This is a genomic window from Stutzerimonas sp. VN223-3 (assembly GCF_045999685.1).
GTDB lineage: Bacteria > Pseudomonadota > Gammaproteobacteria > Pseudomonadales > Pseudomonadaceae > Stutzerimonas > Stutzerimonas stutzeri_AR.
In genome coordinates, this window is the sequence record NZ_RBEC01000001.1 from 1,759,440 (window position 1) to 1,775,146 (window position 15,707).

Annotated in this window: 13 protein-coding genes; 2 read left to right on the forward strand and 11 right to left on the reverse strand. The window is 57.2% G+C overall.

The annotated features are described in order from the left end of the window. Window positions 1-12: 12 nt before the first annotated feature. The 10 genes from brnQ to sdhC form a co-directional block, all read right to left on the reverse strand. The gene (brnQ, locus tag D7241_RS07895) at window positions 13-1,323 is read right to left on the reverse strand and encodes a branched-chain amino acid transport system II carrier protein (RefSeq protein ID WP_408101020.1); all 1,311 of its coding nucleotides are present in this window, start codon (window positions 1,321-1,323) and stop codon (window positions 13-15) included. Window positions 1,324-1,609: 286 nt separating this feature from the next. Further along, complete coding sequence (gene sucD / locus D7241_RS07900; RefSeq protein WP_255976495.1) at window positions 1,610-2,497, reverse strand: succinate--CoA ligase subunit alpha; 888 nt, start codon at window positions 2,495-2,497, stop codon at window positions 1,610-1,612. Beyond that, window positions 2,497-3,663: an ADP-forming succinate--CoA ligase subunit beta gene (gene sucC / locus D7241_RS07905; RefSeq protein ID WP_131651543.1), complete on the reverse strand. Its 1,167-nt coding sequence runs from the start codon at window positions 3,661-3,663 to the stop codon at window positions 2,497-2,499. Before sucC ends, sucD begins: the two co-directional genes overlap by 1 nt. 175 nt (window positions 3,664-3,838) lie before the next feature. After that, window positions 3,839-5,275 (reverse strand): dihydrolipoyl dehydrogenase, encoded by a 1,437-nt coding sequence (gene lpdA / locus D7241_RS07910; protein WP_408101021.1) that lies wholly within the window; start codon window positions 5,273-5,275, stop codon window positions 3,839-3,841. A gap of 97 nt (window positions 5,276-5,372) precedes the next feature. Then, window positions 5,373-6,593: a 2-oxoglutarate dehydrogenase complex dihydrolipoyllysine-residue succinyltransferase gene (gene odhB, locus D7241_RS07915; RefSeq protein WP_408101022.1), complete on the reverse strand. Its 1,221-nt coding sequence runs from the start codon at window positions 6,591-6,593 to the stop codon at window positions 5,373-5,375. 69 nt (window positions 6,594-6,662) lie between these two features. Beyond that, window positions 6,663-9,494, reverse strand: a complete 2,832-nt coding sequence (locus D7241_RS07920) for a 2-oxoglutarate dehydrogenase E1 component (RefSeq protein WP_408101023.1) — start codon at window positions 9,492-9,494, stop codon at window positions 6,663-6,665. Window positions 9,495-9,785: 291 nt separating this feature from the next. Further along, on the reverse strand, window positions 9,786-10,490 hold the full coding sequence (locus tag D7241_RS07925) for a succinate dehydrogenase iron-sulfur subunit (RefSeq protein WP_255976504.1): 705 nt from the start codon (window positions 10,488-10,490) through the stop codon (window positions 9,786-9,788). Window positions 10,491-10,500: 10 nt separating this feature from the next. Beyond that, window positions 10,501-12,273: a succinate dehydrogenase flavoprotein subunit gene (gene sdhA, locus D7241_RS07930; protein WP_255976506.1), complete on the reverse strand. Its 1,773-nt coding sequence runs from the start codon at window positions 12,271-12,273 to the stop codon at window positions 10,501-10,503. A gap of 3 nt (window positions 12,274-12,276) precedes the next feature. Next, a complete protein-coding gene (gene sdhD / locus D7241_RS07935) occupies window positions 12,277-12,645 on the reverse strand; it encodes a succinate dehydrogenase, hydrophobic membrane anchor protein (RefSeq protein WP_255976507.1) in 369 nt (122 codons plus the stop codon). Further along, window positions 12,639-13,025 carry a succinate dehydrogenase, cytochrome b556 subunit gene (gene sdhC / locus D7241_RS07940; protein WP_408101024.1) on the reverse strand — a complete coding sequence of 129 codons (387 nt, stop codon included), beginning with the start codon at window positions 13,023-13,025 and terminating at the stop codon, window positions 12,639-12,641. The genes sdhD and sdhC overlap by 7 nt, the downstream gene beginning before the upstream one ends. A gap of 349 nt (window positions 13,026-13,374) precedes the next feature. Here sdhC and gltA point away from each other — a divergent pair, with 349 nt between their 5' ends. Next, window positions 13,375-14,646: a citrate synthase gene (gene gltA / locus D7241_RS07945; protein ID WP_255976511.1), complete on the forward strand. Its 1,272-nt coding sequence runs from the start codon at window positions 13,375-13,377 to the stop codon at window positions 14,644-14,646. Window positions 14,647-14,939: 293 nt separating this feature from the next. Here the strand turns inward: gltA and D7241_RS07950 are convergent, their stop codons facing one another. Further along, window positions 14,940-15,191: a YkgJ family cysteine cluster protein gene (locus tag D7241_RS07950; protein WP_255976513.1), complete on the reverse strand. Its 252-nt coding sequence runs from the start codon at window positions 15,189-15,191 to the stop codon at window positions 14,940-14,942. Between the two features lie 199 nt (window positions 15,192-15,390). On the opposite strand from D7241_RS07950, the gene D7241_RS07955 reads away from it, so the two are divergent. Next, window positions 15,391-15,672, forward strand: a complete 282-nt coding sequence (locus D7241_RS07955) for a pyrimidine/purine nucleoside phosphorylase (protein WP_408101025.1) — start codon at window positions 15,391-15,393, stop codon at window positions 15,670-15,672. The last annotated feature ends 35 nt before the right edge of the window (window positions 15,673-15,707 follow it).

Sequence of the window (15,707 nt, forward strand, 5' to 3'; positions counted from 1 at the left end):
CGGCGTTCGATCCTATGTGGCGATCCTACGTGTACCGATTAGTCGATCTGCAACAAACGCGATTACCAGAGTGACCAACACCGGCACCAACCAACCCATACTCTGGGCCGCCAGCGGCAATCCTTTAAAAAAACTCGGTACTAGATTAGTAAAGCCAGCAGCCGAGAGACCATCCGCAACGCCAAACACAAGCGTCACTGCCATTACCGGAACGAACATCCGGCTCGGCGAGATCCAGCAGCGGTCAAGCAGACTCAGCGCTACCAGCATGATCGCCAGTGGATAGAGCCCAACCAGCACCGGCACCGAAACGCTGATCAGCTGAGTGAGCCCCTGATTCGCCACCAGCAGGCTAAACAGTGTGAAAACGATCACCACGGTGCGATAACTGACAGGGAGGAGGCTGCTGAAAAACTCACCGCAAGCGGCAGTCAGCCCCACCGCGGTCGTCAGACAAGCCAAAGTAATGACCACCGCCAGCAACAGGCTACCCGCAACTCCGAAGGTATGCTGCACATAGGTAGTCAGGATCTGTACGCCGTTCTGCGCATCACCTGCGATGCCCTGGCTGGTGGCCCCGAGATAGAAAAGTGCCAAGTAGACGAGCGACAACCCGATGGCTGCAATCGCTCCGGCAATCATCGAATAGCGAGTTATCAGTGCAGGTTCCGACACACCACGATCACGAATGGCCGTCGCGATCACGATACCGAACACCAACGCGCCAAGGGTATCCATGGTCAGATAGCCTTCGAGAAAACCCTTGAGCATCGGATCACTGCGATAGCTTTCGGCGGTAACGCCGATATCGCCGGCCGGCGCGAAAAATGCTGCCCCGCCCAAAACCAGCAAGGCCGCAAGCAGTACCGGAGTAATGAATTTACCGACCCGGTTGACCAGCTTGCCCGGATTGAGCACTAAAAACAGAGTCGCAGCGAAGAATAGCGCGGTATAAACCAGCAAAGGCATTGCGGAGTTGCCAGTGAACGGGGCCACGCCCATCTCGAACGAAACCACAGCAGTGCGAGGCGTGGCGAAGAGTGGCCCGATCGCAAGATACACGGCAACCGCCAGAAGCGTTCCAGCACCGCGACCAAGGGGTGCCGTCAACCGATCCATGCCACCGCCGACTCGTGCCAGCGCAACCACGGTGAGCAACGGCAAGCCGACCCCCGTTAGAAGAAAGCCAGCTGCCGCGGGCCAAATAAATTGTCCCGCAGCCAATCCGGCGCTGGGAGGGAAGATAATGTTGCCGGCGCCAAGGAACAGCGCGAATGTCATGAATCCAAGAGCCAGCAGATCCTGGCCTTTCAAGCGAATCATCGGTTTCACCACTGCAGCAGAGTTCTGGTACGACGAACGCACCCAAGTATTTTTCGTAACGGCCACACACAGCAATGCCTGGCTGCCCATAAAAAAGGTCGCACCTTAATGGAATTGCATGCCGCAAGCGAGGATTCGAGGCCGTTCCGCCGAAAAGCCGATAACGACTCCATCCAGAGTACTTTCTGTCCGCTATCACCCATTACGAATGTCGATAGATCCGCGTGCAAATAAAAATGCCAGTCAGATTATCTGACTGGCATTTTTTTGTGTCGCAGCGACTATATCAGCCCTGCTTGACTTCCCAACCGGTCACTTCGGCAAGCGCCTTGCCGATATCGGCAAGAGAACGGACGGTCTTGACACCGGCATCCTGCAGCGCAGCGAACTTCTCGTCAGCGGTACCCTTACCGCCTGAGATGATCGCACCGGCATGGCCCATACGCTTACCGGCAGGCGCAGTCACGCCAGCAATGTAGGAAACCACTGGCTTGGTGACGTTGGCCTTGATAAAGGCTGCGGCTTCTTCCTCAGCGGAACCACCGATTTCACCGATCATCACGATCGCTTCGGTCTGCGGGTCTTCCTGGAACAGCTTGAGGATGTCGATGAAAGTCGATCCCGGAATAGGATCGCCACCGATGCCAACGCAGGTGGACTGGCCGAAACCGGCGTCCGTGGTCTGCTTGACCGCTTCGTAGGTGAGCGTACCGGAGCGCGAAACGATACCGACCTTACCTGGCAAATGGATATGCCCTGGCTGGATACCGATCTTGCATTCGCCGGGGGTAATGACGCCCGGGCAGTTCGGTCCAATCAGACGCACACCCAGCTCGTCACACTTGATCTTCACTTCAAGCATGTCGAGGGTCGGGATGCCTTCGGTGATGCAGACGATCAGCTTGATGCCGCCAAACGCAGCTTCCAGAATCGAATCCTTGCAAAACGGCGCGGGTACGTAGATTACCGAAGCATCCGCGCCAGTAGCCGCTACGGCCTCCTTGACGGTGTTGAAGACCGGCAGGCCCAGGTGAGTGGTGCCACCTTTGCCCGGTGTCACGCCGCCGACCATCTTGGTGCCGTATTCGATGGCCTGTTCGGAGTGGAAGGTACCCTGCGAGCCGGTAAAGCCCTGGCAGATAACCTTGGTGTCTTTATTAATCAGGACGCTCATTATTTGCCCTCCGCGGCTTTGACGACTTGAATGGCCGCATCGGTCAGGCTGGTCGCACCGATGATGTTCAGACCACTTTCACCCAGCATCTTCGCTCCAAGCGCGGCGTTGTTACCTTCAAGGCGAACGACTACCGGCACCTTTACGCCAACTTCCTTGACCGCGCCGATGATGCCTTCAGCGATCATGTCGCAACGGACGATTCCACCGAAGATGTTCACCAGAACAGCGGCGACGTTTTCGTCGGAAAGAATGATTTTGAACGCCTCTGTAACCCGTTCCTCGGTAGCACCGCCGCCTACGTCGAGGAAGTTGGCTGGCTTGCCGCCGTGCAGGTTGACGATGTCCATGGTACCCATGGCCAGGCCTGCGCCGTTGACCATGCAACCGATGTTGCCGTCCAGGGCTACATAGTTCAGTTCCCACTTGGCAGCGTGGGCTTCGCGTGGATCGTCCTGCGACGGGTCTTGCATACCGCGCAGCTTGGGCTGCCGATAGATGGCGTTGCTGTCGATATTGAGCTTGGCATCCAGGCAGTGCAGGTTGCCGTCCTTCTTGATTACCAGCGGGTTGACTTCCAGCAGAGCCAGATCGTAATCGACGAAGAGCTTGCCCAGACCTACGAAGATATGAACGAACTGCTTGACCTGATCACCCTTGAGACCGAGTTGGAACGCCAGCTCGCGACCTTGGAACGGCTGCGCGCCCACCAGCGGATCGATGGTGGCCTTAAGGATTTTCTCGGGGGTGTCGTGAGCAACCTTTTCAATGTCTACGCCACCTTCGGTGGACGCCATGAACACGATCCGGCGGGTGGCGCGATCAACCACAGCACCCAGGTAAAGCTCCTTGTCGATGTCGGTGCAGGCTTCTACGAGAATTTTGCTCACCGGCTGACCGTTGGCGTCGGTCTGGTAGGTCACCAGACGCTTGTCCAGCCACTGCTCGGCAAAAGCACGGGCTTCGTCCTTGCTACGCACCAGCTTAACGCCACCCGCCTTGCCGCGACCGCCAGCATGTACCTGAGCTTTGACCACCCACTCGGTGCCACCAATATGGTCGCAGGCTTCTGCCGCTTCCTTAGGACTATCGACTGCGTAGCCTTTGGAAACCGGCAATCCGTATTCGGCAAACAGTTGCTTACCCTGATATTCGTGAAGATTCATCTTAGCTACCGTTCGGTTTGGTGTGCATCAGACGCCACCTCAAGCGGCGTCGCCTCAAGTCGCTGAAAACTATCCAAAATACCTTTCAGAGACCTGTCATACCTTGCTGGAAGGTATCCCGGCGGCCCGCGCAGGACATGAAAGTCAGCGCTAGCCGCCGTTTCCGCAGTGCGGTTTAGCGCTTCTTGCGGTTGGCAATGTGGATGGCATGACCATTCACTGCCAATGCGGCTTCATGCAGCGCTTCGGACATGGTCGGATGTGAGAACACCATCATGCCGAGGTCTTCGGCGCTGGTGCCGAATTCCATCCCGATAGCGCCCTGCTGAACCAGTTCAGCTGCGGCCGGGCCCATTACATGTACGCCCAAGACACGGTCGGTTTTGGCATCGGCAATAACCTTGACCAGACCGGCAGTGTCGTTAGCCGCCATAGCACGGCCGCTCGCGGCGAACGGGAAAGTGCCGACATTGATCTCTACGCCTTCGCCTTTGAGCGCCTGTTCAGTCTTGCCGACCCACGCGATTTCCGGGTGGGTATAGATGACCGAAGGAACCAGGTCGTAGTTCATTTGCGACTTGTGACCGGCGATACGCTCGGCAACCATCACGCCCTCTTCCGAGGCCTTGTGCGCGAGCATGGCGCCGCGTACCACGTCGCCGATGGCGTAAACGCCCGGTACGCTGGTCGCGCATTGATCGTCAACAAAAATGAAGCCACGCTCATCCATGTCGACGCCGGCATCGGCAGCCAACAGGTCAGTGGTGACCGGACGACGGCCGACGGCAACGATCAGCTTGTCGAAGGTCTGCTGCTGCTCGCCTTCAGCATTGGTGAAGTTGACGGTGACCTGGTCGCCTTTAACTTCGGAACCGGTGACGCGAGCGCCCAACAGAATTTTAAGGCCCTGCTTGCTTAGGACCTTGAACGCCTCTTTGGATATCTGCTCGTCAGCAGCCGGCAGGAACTTGTCCATCGCTTCCAGCACGGTAACTTCCGCGCCCAGACGAGCCCATACCGAGCCCAACTCCAAGCCAATAACGCCGGCACCAATTACGCCCAGTTTCGCCGGAACGCTCTGAAAATCCAGCGCGCCGGTTGAATCAACAATGATGTTCTGATCGACCGGCGCCGGCGGGATGTCCACCGGCTTGGAGCCGGAGGCCAGGATCACGTTCTCGGCCGCCAGCGTTTCGGTACTACCGTCGAGCTTGGTGACTTCGACCTGCTTGCCGCTGAGCAGCTTGCCATGGCCTTCAAAAACGGTGACGCCATTGGCTTTCAGCAACCCCGCAACGCCGCCGGTGAGGTTCTTAACGATCTGGTCCTTGCGTGCCACCATGGTCGGCACGTCCATTTTGACGTCGCCGGTGCTGATACCGTGAACCTTGAAGCTCTCATGGGCTTCATGGAACTTGTACGAGCTGTCCAGCAACGCCTTGGACGGAATGCAACCAACGTTTAGGCAAGTGCCGCCCAGTGCGGTCTTGCCTTCCTTGCCCTGGTATTTTTCGATGCAGGCGGTCTTTAGCCCCAACTGTGCAGCGCGAATCGCTGCTACATAACCGCCGGGGCCGGCACCAATGACGACGACGTCGAATTTCTGGCTCATTACGAATCCTCTTTAAGCAGAGTTACAAGCCACAAGCTGCAAGTCGAACGAAGCTGCTAACACTCGCAGCTTGCGATTGCAGCCTGAGGCTGCTTTGTTAGATATCCAGCAGTAGACGGGCAGGATCTTCCAGCAGGTTCTTGATGGTCACCAGGAAGCTGACCGCTTCCTTGCCGTCGATCAGGCGGTGATCGTAGGACAGGGCCAGGTACATCATCGGCCGGATGACCACCTGACCGTTGATGGCCATTGGACGCTGCAGGATGTTGTGCATGCCCAGGATGGCGGCTTGCGGCGGGTTGACGATCGGGGTCGACATCATCGAACCAAAAGTACCACCATTGGTGATGGTGAAGGTACCGCCAGTCATTTCGTCGATCGACAGTTTGCCGTCGCGGGCCTTCTTACCGAAGGTGGCGATGCCGCTTTCGACTTCAGCCAGGTTCATCAGTTCGGCATTGCGCAGGACCGGCACGACCAGCCCACGGTCGCTGGAGACAGCGACGCCGATGTCCTGGTAGCCGTGGTAGACGATGTCAGTGCCGTCGATCGAGGCGTTGACTGCCGGGAAGCGCTTCAGCGCCTCGACGGAAGCCTTCACGAAGAAGGACATGAAGCCCAAGCGCACGCCGTTGTGGGTCTTTTCGAACAGATCCTTGTACTTCGAACGTAGAGCCATGACTTCGGTCATGTCGACTTCGTTGAAGGTGGTCAGCATCGCCATGTTCGACTGTGCTTCGACCAGGCGCTCTGCGACCTTGGCACGCAGGCGAGTCATCGGCACGCGCTTCTCGGTGCGATCACCGGCGGCTACGACAGGTGCAGCGGCAGCACTGGCGGCAGGCTTGGCTGCAGCCGGGGCGGATTTCTTGGCTTCGATAGCGGCGACCAGGTCTTCCTTAGTTACACGACCATCCTTGCCGGTGCCTTTGACGCTGTTCGGGTCGATACCGTTCTCTTCAGCCAGCTTGCGAGCAGCAGGCGCGAGAATGGCATCTTCGCCGCCGGCAGCCGGAGCGGAAGCGGAAGCCGGTGCGGAAGTTTCTGCAGGCGCGGCAGCAGGAGCGGCCGAAGCTGTAGCACCCGCCTCCAGTTTGCCAAGCAGTTCGCCGCTGAGCACGGTGTCGCCTTCGTTCTTGACGATTTCGCTCAGTACGCCATCCGCTTCGGCCAATACTTCCATTACGACCTTGTCGGTCTCGATATCGACGATCAGTTCGTCGCGCTTGACCGCTTCGCCCGGCTGCTTGTGCCAGGTGGCAACGGTGCCGTCAGCAACCGATTCCGGAAATTGGGGGGCTTTGATCTCGATAGCCATTAGCTGGGGTCCTATTTGATTCGGTTTTTACATCGAGGCCGCGGTTTTCGCGGCCTCTTGCAAGAATGATTAAACGGTGAACGCGTCCTGCAGCAGCTTTTCTTGCTGCTCCGCGTGCATGGAGGCGTAACCGACCGCAGGCGCAGCAGAAGCTTCACGACCCGCGTATTGCAGGAACAACTCCTTCTTGTGCGCAACAGCAACGCGACGCATGTGGTGCTGGCTGCAGTACCACGCGCCTTGGTTCATCGGCTCTTCCTGACACCAGACAATGCTCTTGAGATTCTGGTAAGGCGCAAGCACCTCGGCCAGATCATCTTCCGGGAACGGATACAGCTGCTCCAGACGAATGATCGCGATATCTTCGCGACCTTCGTTGCGGCGCTTGTCCAGCAGATCGTAGTAGACCTTGCCGCTGCACATGATCAGGCGTTCGACCTTGCTCGGCTCGATCTGATCAATTTCTGGGATCACCGTCAGGAACGAGCCCTGAGTCAGTTCTTCCAGTGTCGAAGTCGCCAGCTTGTGGCGCAGCAGCGACTTCGGCGTCAGGGCAACCAGTGGCTTGCGTAGCGGGCGAATCGCCTGGCGACGAAGCATGTGGTAGACCTGTGCCGGCGTAGTCGGTACGCAGACCTGGATGTTGTGCTCGGCACACAATTGCAGGTAACGCTCCAGACGAGCGGACGAATGCTCAGGCCCCTGCCCTTCGTAGCCGTGTGGCAACAACATGGTCAGGCCGCAAAGACGGCCCCACTTGTGTTCGCCGCTGGTAATGAACTGGTCGATGACGACTTGCGCACCGTTGGCGAAGTCACCGAACTGAGCTTCCCAGACCACCAACGCGTTGGGCATGGTCGTGGCGTAACCGTATTCGAACGCAAGCACGGCTTCTTCCGACAGGAAAGAATCGTACAGGTCGAAGCGCGGCTGCCCTTCATAGAGATGCTGCAGCGGAATATAGGTACTACCGTCCTTCTGGTTATGCAGCGCCGCATGGCGGTGCGAGAAGGTACCGCGTCCGACGTCCTGACCACTGATGCGCACCGGATGGCCTTCGAACAACAAGGTGGCATAAGCCAATGTCTCAGCGTAACCCCAGTTGATTGCCAGCGCGCCAGCACCCATCTTCTGACGGTCTTCGAGAATCTTCGAAACCTGGCGCTGAACAACAAAACCTTCGGGTGTCGCCAACATTTTGCTGGACAATTCCTGCAGGGCTTTCAGGTCGAAACGCGTGTCATGACGGGCAGTCCAGGCATGGCCCAGATAAGGACGCCAATCGACGAAAAGCTCCTTGTTCGGTTCCTTGACCAGGCTTTTGACCACGTGCAAACCATTGTCCAGCGCGGTGCGATACTCATCGACCTTCGCCTGCACCTGCGCGTCTTCCAGCACCTTCGACTGGGTTAGCGAATCGGCATACAACTCACGGGTGGTGCGCTGCTTGGCGATCTTCTGATACATCAGCGGCTGAGTACCGCTCGGCTCGTCGGCCTCGTTGTGGCCGCGGCGACGGTAGCAGATCAGATCGATGACGATATCGCGCTTGAACTGCATGCGGTAATCGACAGCCAGCTGGGTGACAAACAGTACAGCTTCCGGATCATCCGCATTCACGTGGAAGATCGGTGCCTGAATCATCTTCGCAACGTCAGTAGCGTACTCGGTGGAGCGCGCGTCTTCCTGCTTGTTGGTAGTAAAGCCGACCTGGTTGTTGATCACGATACGGATGGTGCCACCAGTCCGATAGGCTCGGGTCTGGGACATCTGGAAGGTTTCCATGACCACACCCTGCCCCGCGACCGCGGCGTCGCCATGGATGGTTACCGGAAGAACCTTGTCACCAACCGCATCGCTACGACGGTCCTGACGAGCACGAACGGAACCTTCAACCACCGGAGAAACGATTTCCAGGTGAGACGGGTTGAAAGCCATTGCCAAGTGAATTTCACCACCCGGCGTCATCACGTTTGACGAGAAACCCTGGTGATACTTGACGTCGCCGGAGCTAAGGCCCTCGACCTTCTTGCCTTCGAACTCGTCGAAGAGGTCGCGCGGATTCTTGCCAAAAGTATTGACCAGCACGTTTAGACGGCCGCGGTGCGCCATGCCGATGACGATTTCCTTGGTGCCATACGATCCGGACCGCTGAATGATTTCGTCCAGCAGCGGAATCAGGCTCTCACCACCTTCCAGGCCGAAGCGCTTGGTTCCCGGATACTTGGTACCCAGGTACTTTTCAAGGCCCTCGGCAGCGGTCAGGCGCTCAAGCAGGTGGCTTCTGATCTCCGGCGAAAACGCCGGGCGCCCCCGGACGCTTTCCAGACGCTGGAGGAACCAGTTGCGCTGCTCAGAATCGACGATATGGGTGAATTCGGCACCGATGGTGCGACAGTACGTCTCTTGCAACGCCTGCTGGATTTCGCGCAAGGTTGCCTGATCCTTGCCCATGGCAAGATCGCCGGTACGGAAAACCGTATCCAGGTCGGCATCGGTCAACCCGTAGTGATTGATCGCCAGATCAGCTGGCGCCGTGCGCTGCTGCAAGCCAAGCGGATCGAGCTGTGCAGCCTGATGGCCACGCATCCGATAAGCCTGAATCAGACGCAGGACTTCGACCTGCTTCTTCTCGTGCTCGCTACTTACGCTGCCTGCGGAAACAGGCTGGGCGCGACGCTGATTCTTGGCCAGCAGGACGAAGTGATCGCGAATTGTCGAATGCGATACATCTGCCGCAGTGCCACCGCTGACGGGCAGCTTCTGGAAGTAGGTGCGCCACTCTTCGGGCACAGCGTTGGGATCGTGCAGGTAGAGCTCGTATAGCTCTTCCACATAGGCAGCGTTACCACCGGATAGGTGGGCACTGTCCCACATGCGCTGCATTACGCTTTCTTGCATGTCTGGTCACCTTCGATAAGGAGACACCACCAGCGTGGAGACCGCAGCATGACTTCCCAAGTTCTGAAGCAGCGACCAAGGTAAAGCCACCACGGACCGCGCAGATAGTTTCCGAGAACCACCCCGGATGCTCCTGCTGGTCATCAAATTTTCAGAGTGAAATCCCGGCTTTGTGAGCTGGGATTTCTACTAGAACTACGGCGCCGAGGTCAGACTCCGGCGCCGTAGCTGTCGCGGTGAAGCATTACGGGCCTTGCAACTATGCAAATAGTTGCAAACACCCATGGCACATCAGGTCGCGCTCTGCAGCAGCATGTTACGCACGTGACCGATCGCCTTTGTCGGGTTCAACCCTTTCGGGCAAACGCTCACGCAGTTCATGATGCCGCGGCAACGGAACACACTGAACGGATCATCCATGGCACTCAGACGGTTCTCGGTTTCAGTGTCGCGGCTGTCGGCCAAGAAGCGGTAGGCCTGAAGCAACGCAGCTGGACCAAGGAACTTGTCCGGGTTCCACCAGAAGGACGGGCAGCTGGTCGAGCAGCAAGCACACAGAATGCACTCGTACAGACCGTCAAGCTTCTCGCGATCTTCTGGGCTCTGGAGACGTTCGATAGCCGGAGCAGGCGTATCGTTCATCAAATAAGGGCGAACCTTCTCGTACTGCTTATAGAAGATGCCCATATCCACCGCCAAGTCACGAATAACTGGCAAACCAGGCAGCGGACGCACCACCAGCTTGTTGCCTTTGACGACGTCTGACAGCGGAGTGATACAGGCCAGACCGTTCTTTCCGTTCAGGTTCATGCCATCGGAGCCACATACCCCTTCGCGGCAGGAACGACGGTATGAAAAGCCTTCGTCTTGTTCCTTGATGAGCGCCAGTACGTCCAGCACCATCAGGTCTTTACCGTCGGTATTGACCTGGAAGTCCTGCATGTAAGGCTTTTCGTCCTTATCCGGGTTATAGCGATAAACGCTCACTTGCAACATATCGGCGACCTCAGTAAGTCCGGACCTTGGGTTCGAAAGTCGGAACTGTCTTCGGAGAGAAGTTCACGGCACGTTTGGCTACACGCTTCTCACCGGGGAAGTACAGGGTGTGGCACAGCCAGTTTTCATCGTCACGCTCTTCAAAATCTTCGCGAGCATGCGCACCGCGGGACTCTTTGCGGCTCTCGGCTGCAATAGCAGTAGCTTCGGCGACCTCAAGCAGGTTCTGCAGTTCCAACGCTTCGATACGCGCAGTATTGAAGGCCTGGCTCTTGTCAGAAATCTTGACGGTAGCGATGCGCTGACGCAAATCGGCAAGCTGAGCAATGCCCTTCTGCATGTATTCGCCAGTACGGAACACACCGAAGTAGTTTTGCATGCAACTCTGCAGTTCTTTACGCAGCGAAGCGACATCTTCACCGGTAGTCCGCTCGTTCAGGCTGGCCAAACGATTCAGCGCTACGTCCAGATCGGTTTCGGTAGCACCGCGATGCTCGATACCCTCCTTCAGGGCTTTTTCCAGGTGCAGTCCGGCTGCGCGGCCGAACACGACAAGGTCGAGCAACGAGTTACCGCCGAGACGGTTGGCGCCATGCACGGATACGCAAGCGACTTCACCTACCGCGAACAGACCATCGATGATCTTGTCGTTGCCGTTGGCATCCTGGGTCATTGCCTGACCATGAATGTTGGTGGCGATACCACCCATCATGTAATGGCAGGTTGGGACCACAGGAACCGGAGCAGTAACCGGATCGACGTGAGCAAATGTCTTAGACAGTTCGCAGATGCCCGGCAGGCGGCTATGCAGCACTTCCTCGCCAAGGTGATCGAGCTTCAGCATCACGTGATCGCCATCCGGACCACAGCCGTTGCCAGCCAGGATTTCCTTGACCATCGAGCGAGCAACCACGTCACGACCGGCAAGATCTTTCGCGTTCGGAGCATAACGCTCCATGAAGCGCTCACCGTGCTTGTTGATCAGGTAACCACCCTCACCGCGGCAGCCTTCGGTAACCAGCACGCCGGCACCCGCGATGCCCGTCGGGTGGAACTGCCACATTTCGATGTCTTGAACCGGCACACCTGCACGCAGCGCCATGCCGATACCGTCGCCGGTATTGATCAGGGCATTGGTAGTCGATGCGTAGATGCGACCCGCACCGCCAGTAGCCAGAACCACAGCTTTGGAACGGATATAAACGGTTTCGCCATTCTCGATGCAGATCGCGATGATACCGACGATGGCACCGTCCTGGTTTTTCACCAGATCCACGCCGTACCACTCATTAAGGAAGGAAGTGCCGGCTTTCAAGTTGGCCTGATAGAGCGTATGCAGCAACGCATGACCAGTACGGTCAGCAGCAGCGCAGGTACGAGCAGCCTGGCCGCCCTTGCCATAATCCTTGGATTGGCCACCGAACGGACGTTGATAGATGCGACCCTGTTCGGTGCGAGAGAACGGCAGCCCCATGTGCTCCAGTTCGAAGACAGCCTCCGGGCCAACGGAACACATGTATTCGATAGCGTCTTGGTCACCGATATAGTCGGAGCCCTTGACGGTATCGTACATGTGCCAGCGCCAGTCATCGTTCGGGTCAGCCGAAGCGATAGCGCAGGTGATGCCACCTTGAGCGGAAACGGTATGCGAGCGAGTCGGGAAAACCTTGGTCACCACCGCAGTTTTGTGGCCTCCCTGGGCCAGCTGCAGCGCAGCGCGCATACCCGCGCCGCCGCCACCAATAATGATGGCGTCATAAGAAAGAGTACGAATGCTAGCCATGGATCAGATACCCCAAAGAATCTGCACACCCCAGACGAAGAATGTGAACATGGCGATGCCACACACTGCCTGGAAGAGGAAACGTACACCGGTAGCCCACTTACCGATTGCCATGTTGGTTAGATAGTCGGTGGAGATAGTCCACATACCAACCCATGCATGCACACTCAGGGCGACCAGCGCCAGCAGACTGAAGATACGCATCCAGCTGGCCGAGAAGAGCTCCTGCCACTGGGCATATTCCAGCCCTGGGTTCAGAACCAGATATCCGATCAGAAAGAGAAAATAAACCGCGAGAACCACTGCGGAAACACGCTGAGCCATCCAGTCATAAAGACCCGAACGCGAGAAGTTCGTGACGTTAGTTACCATATCCAGACTCCCGCCAGAACGATCAGCACCGCCGAAACGGCCAGAACGATTTTCGAGCCCAGCTTGCCGCCTTCCAGCGTCTCACCATGCCCCGTGTCCATGATCAGGTGACGCACACCCGCCACCAGGTGATACAGCAATGCAGACAGCAGCACCCAAATCACCAGCTTGGCCAGCGGACTGCCGATGTATGCCTTCACCTCTTCGAAGCCTTCGGCAGAAGAAAGCGAGGTATCCAGCGCAAGCAACAGAATGGCCACACCGACGAACAGAACCACGCCGGAGATACGGTGAAGGATCGACGTGTAGGCAGTGATTGGGAGTTTTATAGTCCTAAGATCTAGGTTTACAGGTCGTTGGCTTTTCACGGCTTTTTTCACACTTGAGAGCCCCGAAGACGCAGGGCAAAGTTGTTGGGAAGAGTACGCAGCGGTACCCGCCACCCACGAGTGACAACCCACAGGAAACTGCCTGTTAGGCCCCTGCCGGTCGGTTGCCGAGTATAAACAGTTAGGTCGCTAATGACAATGTGGTGAAGTGCCACTAAAGGCGCATGGCGACCCATTTATAAATGCCGTAAACAGATTATCTGTATTTGCGAATTCACCCGTAAAACCCCCTCTGCGACAGGGCCCCGCGCAAATTGACTTTGTGATTTATCTCACTATAGTGATGCGGGCCCTGCGTGGGGGGCCATGATGATTCCAAGCATAAAACAGGAGGCCATACATGGCTGACAACAAAGCGCAGTTGATCATCGAGGGCGCAGACGCCATCGAACTGCCCGTTTTAACCGGTACCGTAGGGCCCGACGTAATCGACGTACGAGGCTTGACCTCCACGGGTCGCTTCACCTTCGATCCCGGCTTCATGTCCACCGCCTCTTGCGAATCCAAGATCACTTATATCGACGGTGATCAGGGCGTTCTGCTGCATCGCGGTTACCCGATCGAGCAATTGGCCGATAAGACCGATTATCTCGAGACTTGCTACCTCCTGCTGAACGGCGAACTGCCCACCGCCGAAGAAAAGGCGAAGTTCATAAGCACCGTGAAAAACCACACAATGGTTCACGAGCAGCTCAAGTCTTTCCTTAATGGTTTCCGTCGCGACGCACACCCGATGGCCATCATGTGCGGTGTTGTTGGCGCACTGTCAGCCTTCTATCACGACTCGCTAGACATAAACGACCCGCACCATCGCGAAATTTCCGCGGTGCGCTTGGTCGCCAAGATGCCGACCCTGGCCGCCATGGTCTATAAATACTCCATGGGTCAGCCGATGATGTATCCGCGCAACGACCTGAACTACGCTGAAAACTTCCTGCACATGATGTTCAACACACCATGTGAAGTGAAGCCGATTAGCCCTGTGCTTGCCAAAGCCATGGACCGCATTTTCATTCTGCACGCGGATCATGAGCAGAACGCATCCACGTCCACCGTTCGCCTGGCTGGTTCCACCGGCGCCAACCCCTTCGCCTGCATCGCGGCAGGTATTGCGGCTCTCTGGGGTCCGGCACACGGCGGTGCGAATGAAGCCGTTCTCACCATGCTCGATGAAATCGGCGATGTGTCGAACATCGAGAAGTTCCTGGCCAAGGCCAAGGACAAGAACGATCCGTTCAAACTGATGGGCTTCGGCCACCGCGTCTACAAGAACTTCGATCCGCGCGCCAAGGTCATGAAGCAGACCTGCGACGAAGTACTAAGTGAGCTGGGCATCAACGACCCGCAGCTCGAGCTTGCAATGAAGCTGGAGGAGATCGCACTGAACGACCCCTACTTCGCCGAGCGCAATCTGTACCCGAACGTCGATTTCTATTCCGGCATCATTCTCAAGGCAATCGGTATTCCGACCAGCATGTTCACCGTGATCTTCGCCCTTGCACGCACCGTTGGCTGGATCTCGCACTGGAAAGAAATGATCTCGATGGGCCAGAAAATCGGCCGCCCACGTCAACTCTACACCGGCCACCCGAAGCGCGACCTTCCTCGCTGAGCCGTTAGCTGGAAATACAGTCCTAGGCTGCTAACGGACCCCGCTTAATTGCGGGGTTTCGTTTTTCTGGGTACAACCTTGATCGCTTCCCGGTCCGCGCGGGAGCGCCTGCTCTGGACGCTTGCGTCTGGTCTGCAGGCTCTTGGACAACTTGGAGCGTCAATCTTCGGGAACGTGGGACGATCAACAGATTCGCCCAGCAACCGTTCAGCTAAGCAGGGGTACTGGAGGAGCGCGCCATGCGCGTGAATCGGCGGCACGGCTCGCTCCTACATTGGCCTTGCCCCTACCCGTCAGGCCGTAACCTGCTCCATCCAGCCCAGCAGCCGAATCGCGTCTTCCCGAACATCGCCACAGACACTACGATCAGCCTGAAAAGCAGCACATACATCAGGCCTTGAAGGATGACCAAACAGACCGCACAGATTCATCTCGGACAGATGTAGACAAGGTGTTCCGGCCGGCTTACCGAAAGGCATGCCGGGAATCGGCGAAGTGATCGAAGGGGCAATACAGCAGGCACCGCAACCTGGGCGACAATCCATCCCAATCATCCGGACGAAAACGGGTGGCGATAATAGTTGTTGTGAAAGCAAAAGGCACTAGCACTACGGGCCGCGCATCGGCTCTTGCTCTACGGAATCCAGCGCATGGCGGTATCGGATACCGTGCGCCGTCAAAGATGACGCCGCATCGCCGCTTGGGCATACTGGCCGACCTTTTTCAGCATCTTTAGGTATCTGAATGTTCAAGGTTAACGAGTACTTCGACGGCACCGTCAAATCCATCGCCTTCGACATGGCGGCAGGCCCGGCCACTGTGGGCGTTATGGCTGCAGGCGATTACGAATTCGGCACCAACCAGCTGGAGATGATGCATGTGATTGCCGGCAGCCTGGATGTAAAACTACCGGGAAGCGAGCGTTATGAAACCTTTAATGCGGGCACGCAATTTACCGTACCGGCGAACAGCAAGTTTCATCTGAAGGTCGCGACGGACACGGCTTATTTGTGCGAGTACCGCTAAAGGGCAAATACATATGCTTGTAAACAAGCAAAACC

Bases quoted from the DNA above. Each gene is read 5' to 3' on its own strand.
- sdhD (WP_255976507.1), bottom strand. From the start codon at position 12,645: ATGGTAACTAACGTCACGAACTTCTCGCGTTCGGGTCTTTATGACTGG.
- D7241_RS07920 (WP_408101023.1), bottom strand. From the start codon at position 9,494: ATGCAAGAAAGCGTAATGCAGCGCATGTGGGACAGTGCCCACCTATCC.
- D7241_RS07950 (WP_255976513.1), bottom strand. From the start codon at position 15,191: ATGGATTGTCGCCCAGGTTGCGGTGCCTGCTGTATTGCCCCTTCGATC.
- D7241_RS07925 (WP_255976504.1), bottom strand. From the start codon at position 10,490: ATGTTGCAAGTGAGCGTTTATCGCTATAACCCGGATAAGGACGAAAAG.
- brnQ (WP_408101020.1), bottom strand. From the start codon at position 1,323: ATGATTCGCTTGAAAGGCCAGGATCTGCTGGCTCTTGGATTCATGACA.
- sucC (WP_131651543.1), bottom strand. From the start codon at position 3,663: ATGAATCTTCACGAATATCAGGGTAAGCAACTGTTTGCCGAATACGGA.
- lpdA (WP_408101021.1), bottom strand. From the start codon at position 5,275: ATGAGCCAGAAATTCGACGTCGTCGTCATTGGTGCCGGCCCCGGCGGT.
- odhB (WP_408101022.1), bottom strand. From the start codon at position 6,593: ATGGCTATCGAGATCAAAGCCCCCCAATTTCCGGAATCGGTTGCTGAC.
- sdhA (WP_255976506.1), bottom strand. From the start codon at position 12,273: ATGGCTAGCATTCGTACTCTTTCTTATGACGCCATCATTATTGGTGGC.
- sucD (WP_255976495.1), bottom strand. From the start codon at position 2,497: ATGAGCGTCCTGATTAATAAAGACACCAAGGTTATCTGCCAGGGCTTT.
- gltA (WP_255976511.1), top strand. From the start codon at position 13,375: ATGGCTGACAACAAAGCGCAGTTGATCATCGAGGGCGCAGACGCCATC.
- D7241_RS07955 (WP_408101025.1), top strand. From the start codon at position 15,391: ATGTTCAAGGTTAACGAGTACTTCGACGGCACCGTCAAATCCATCGCC.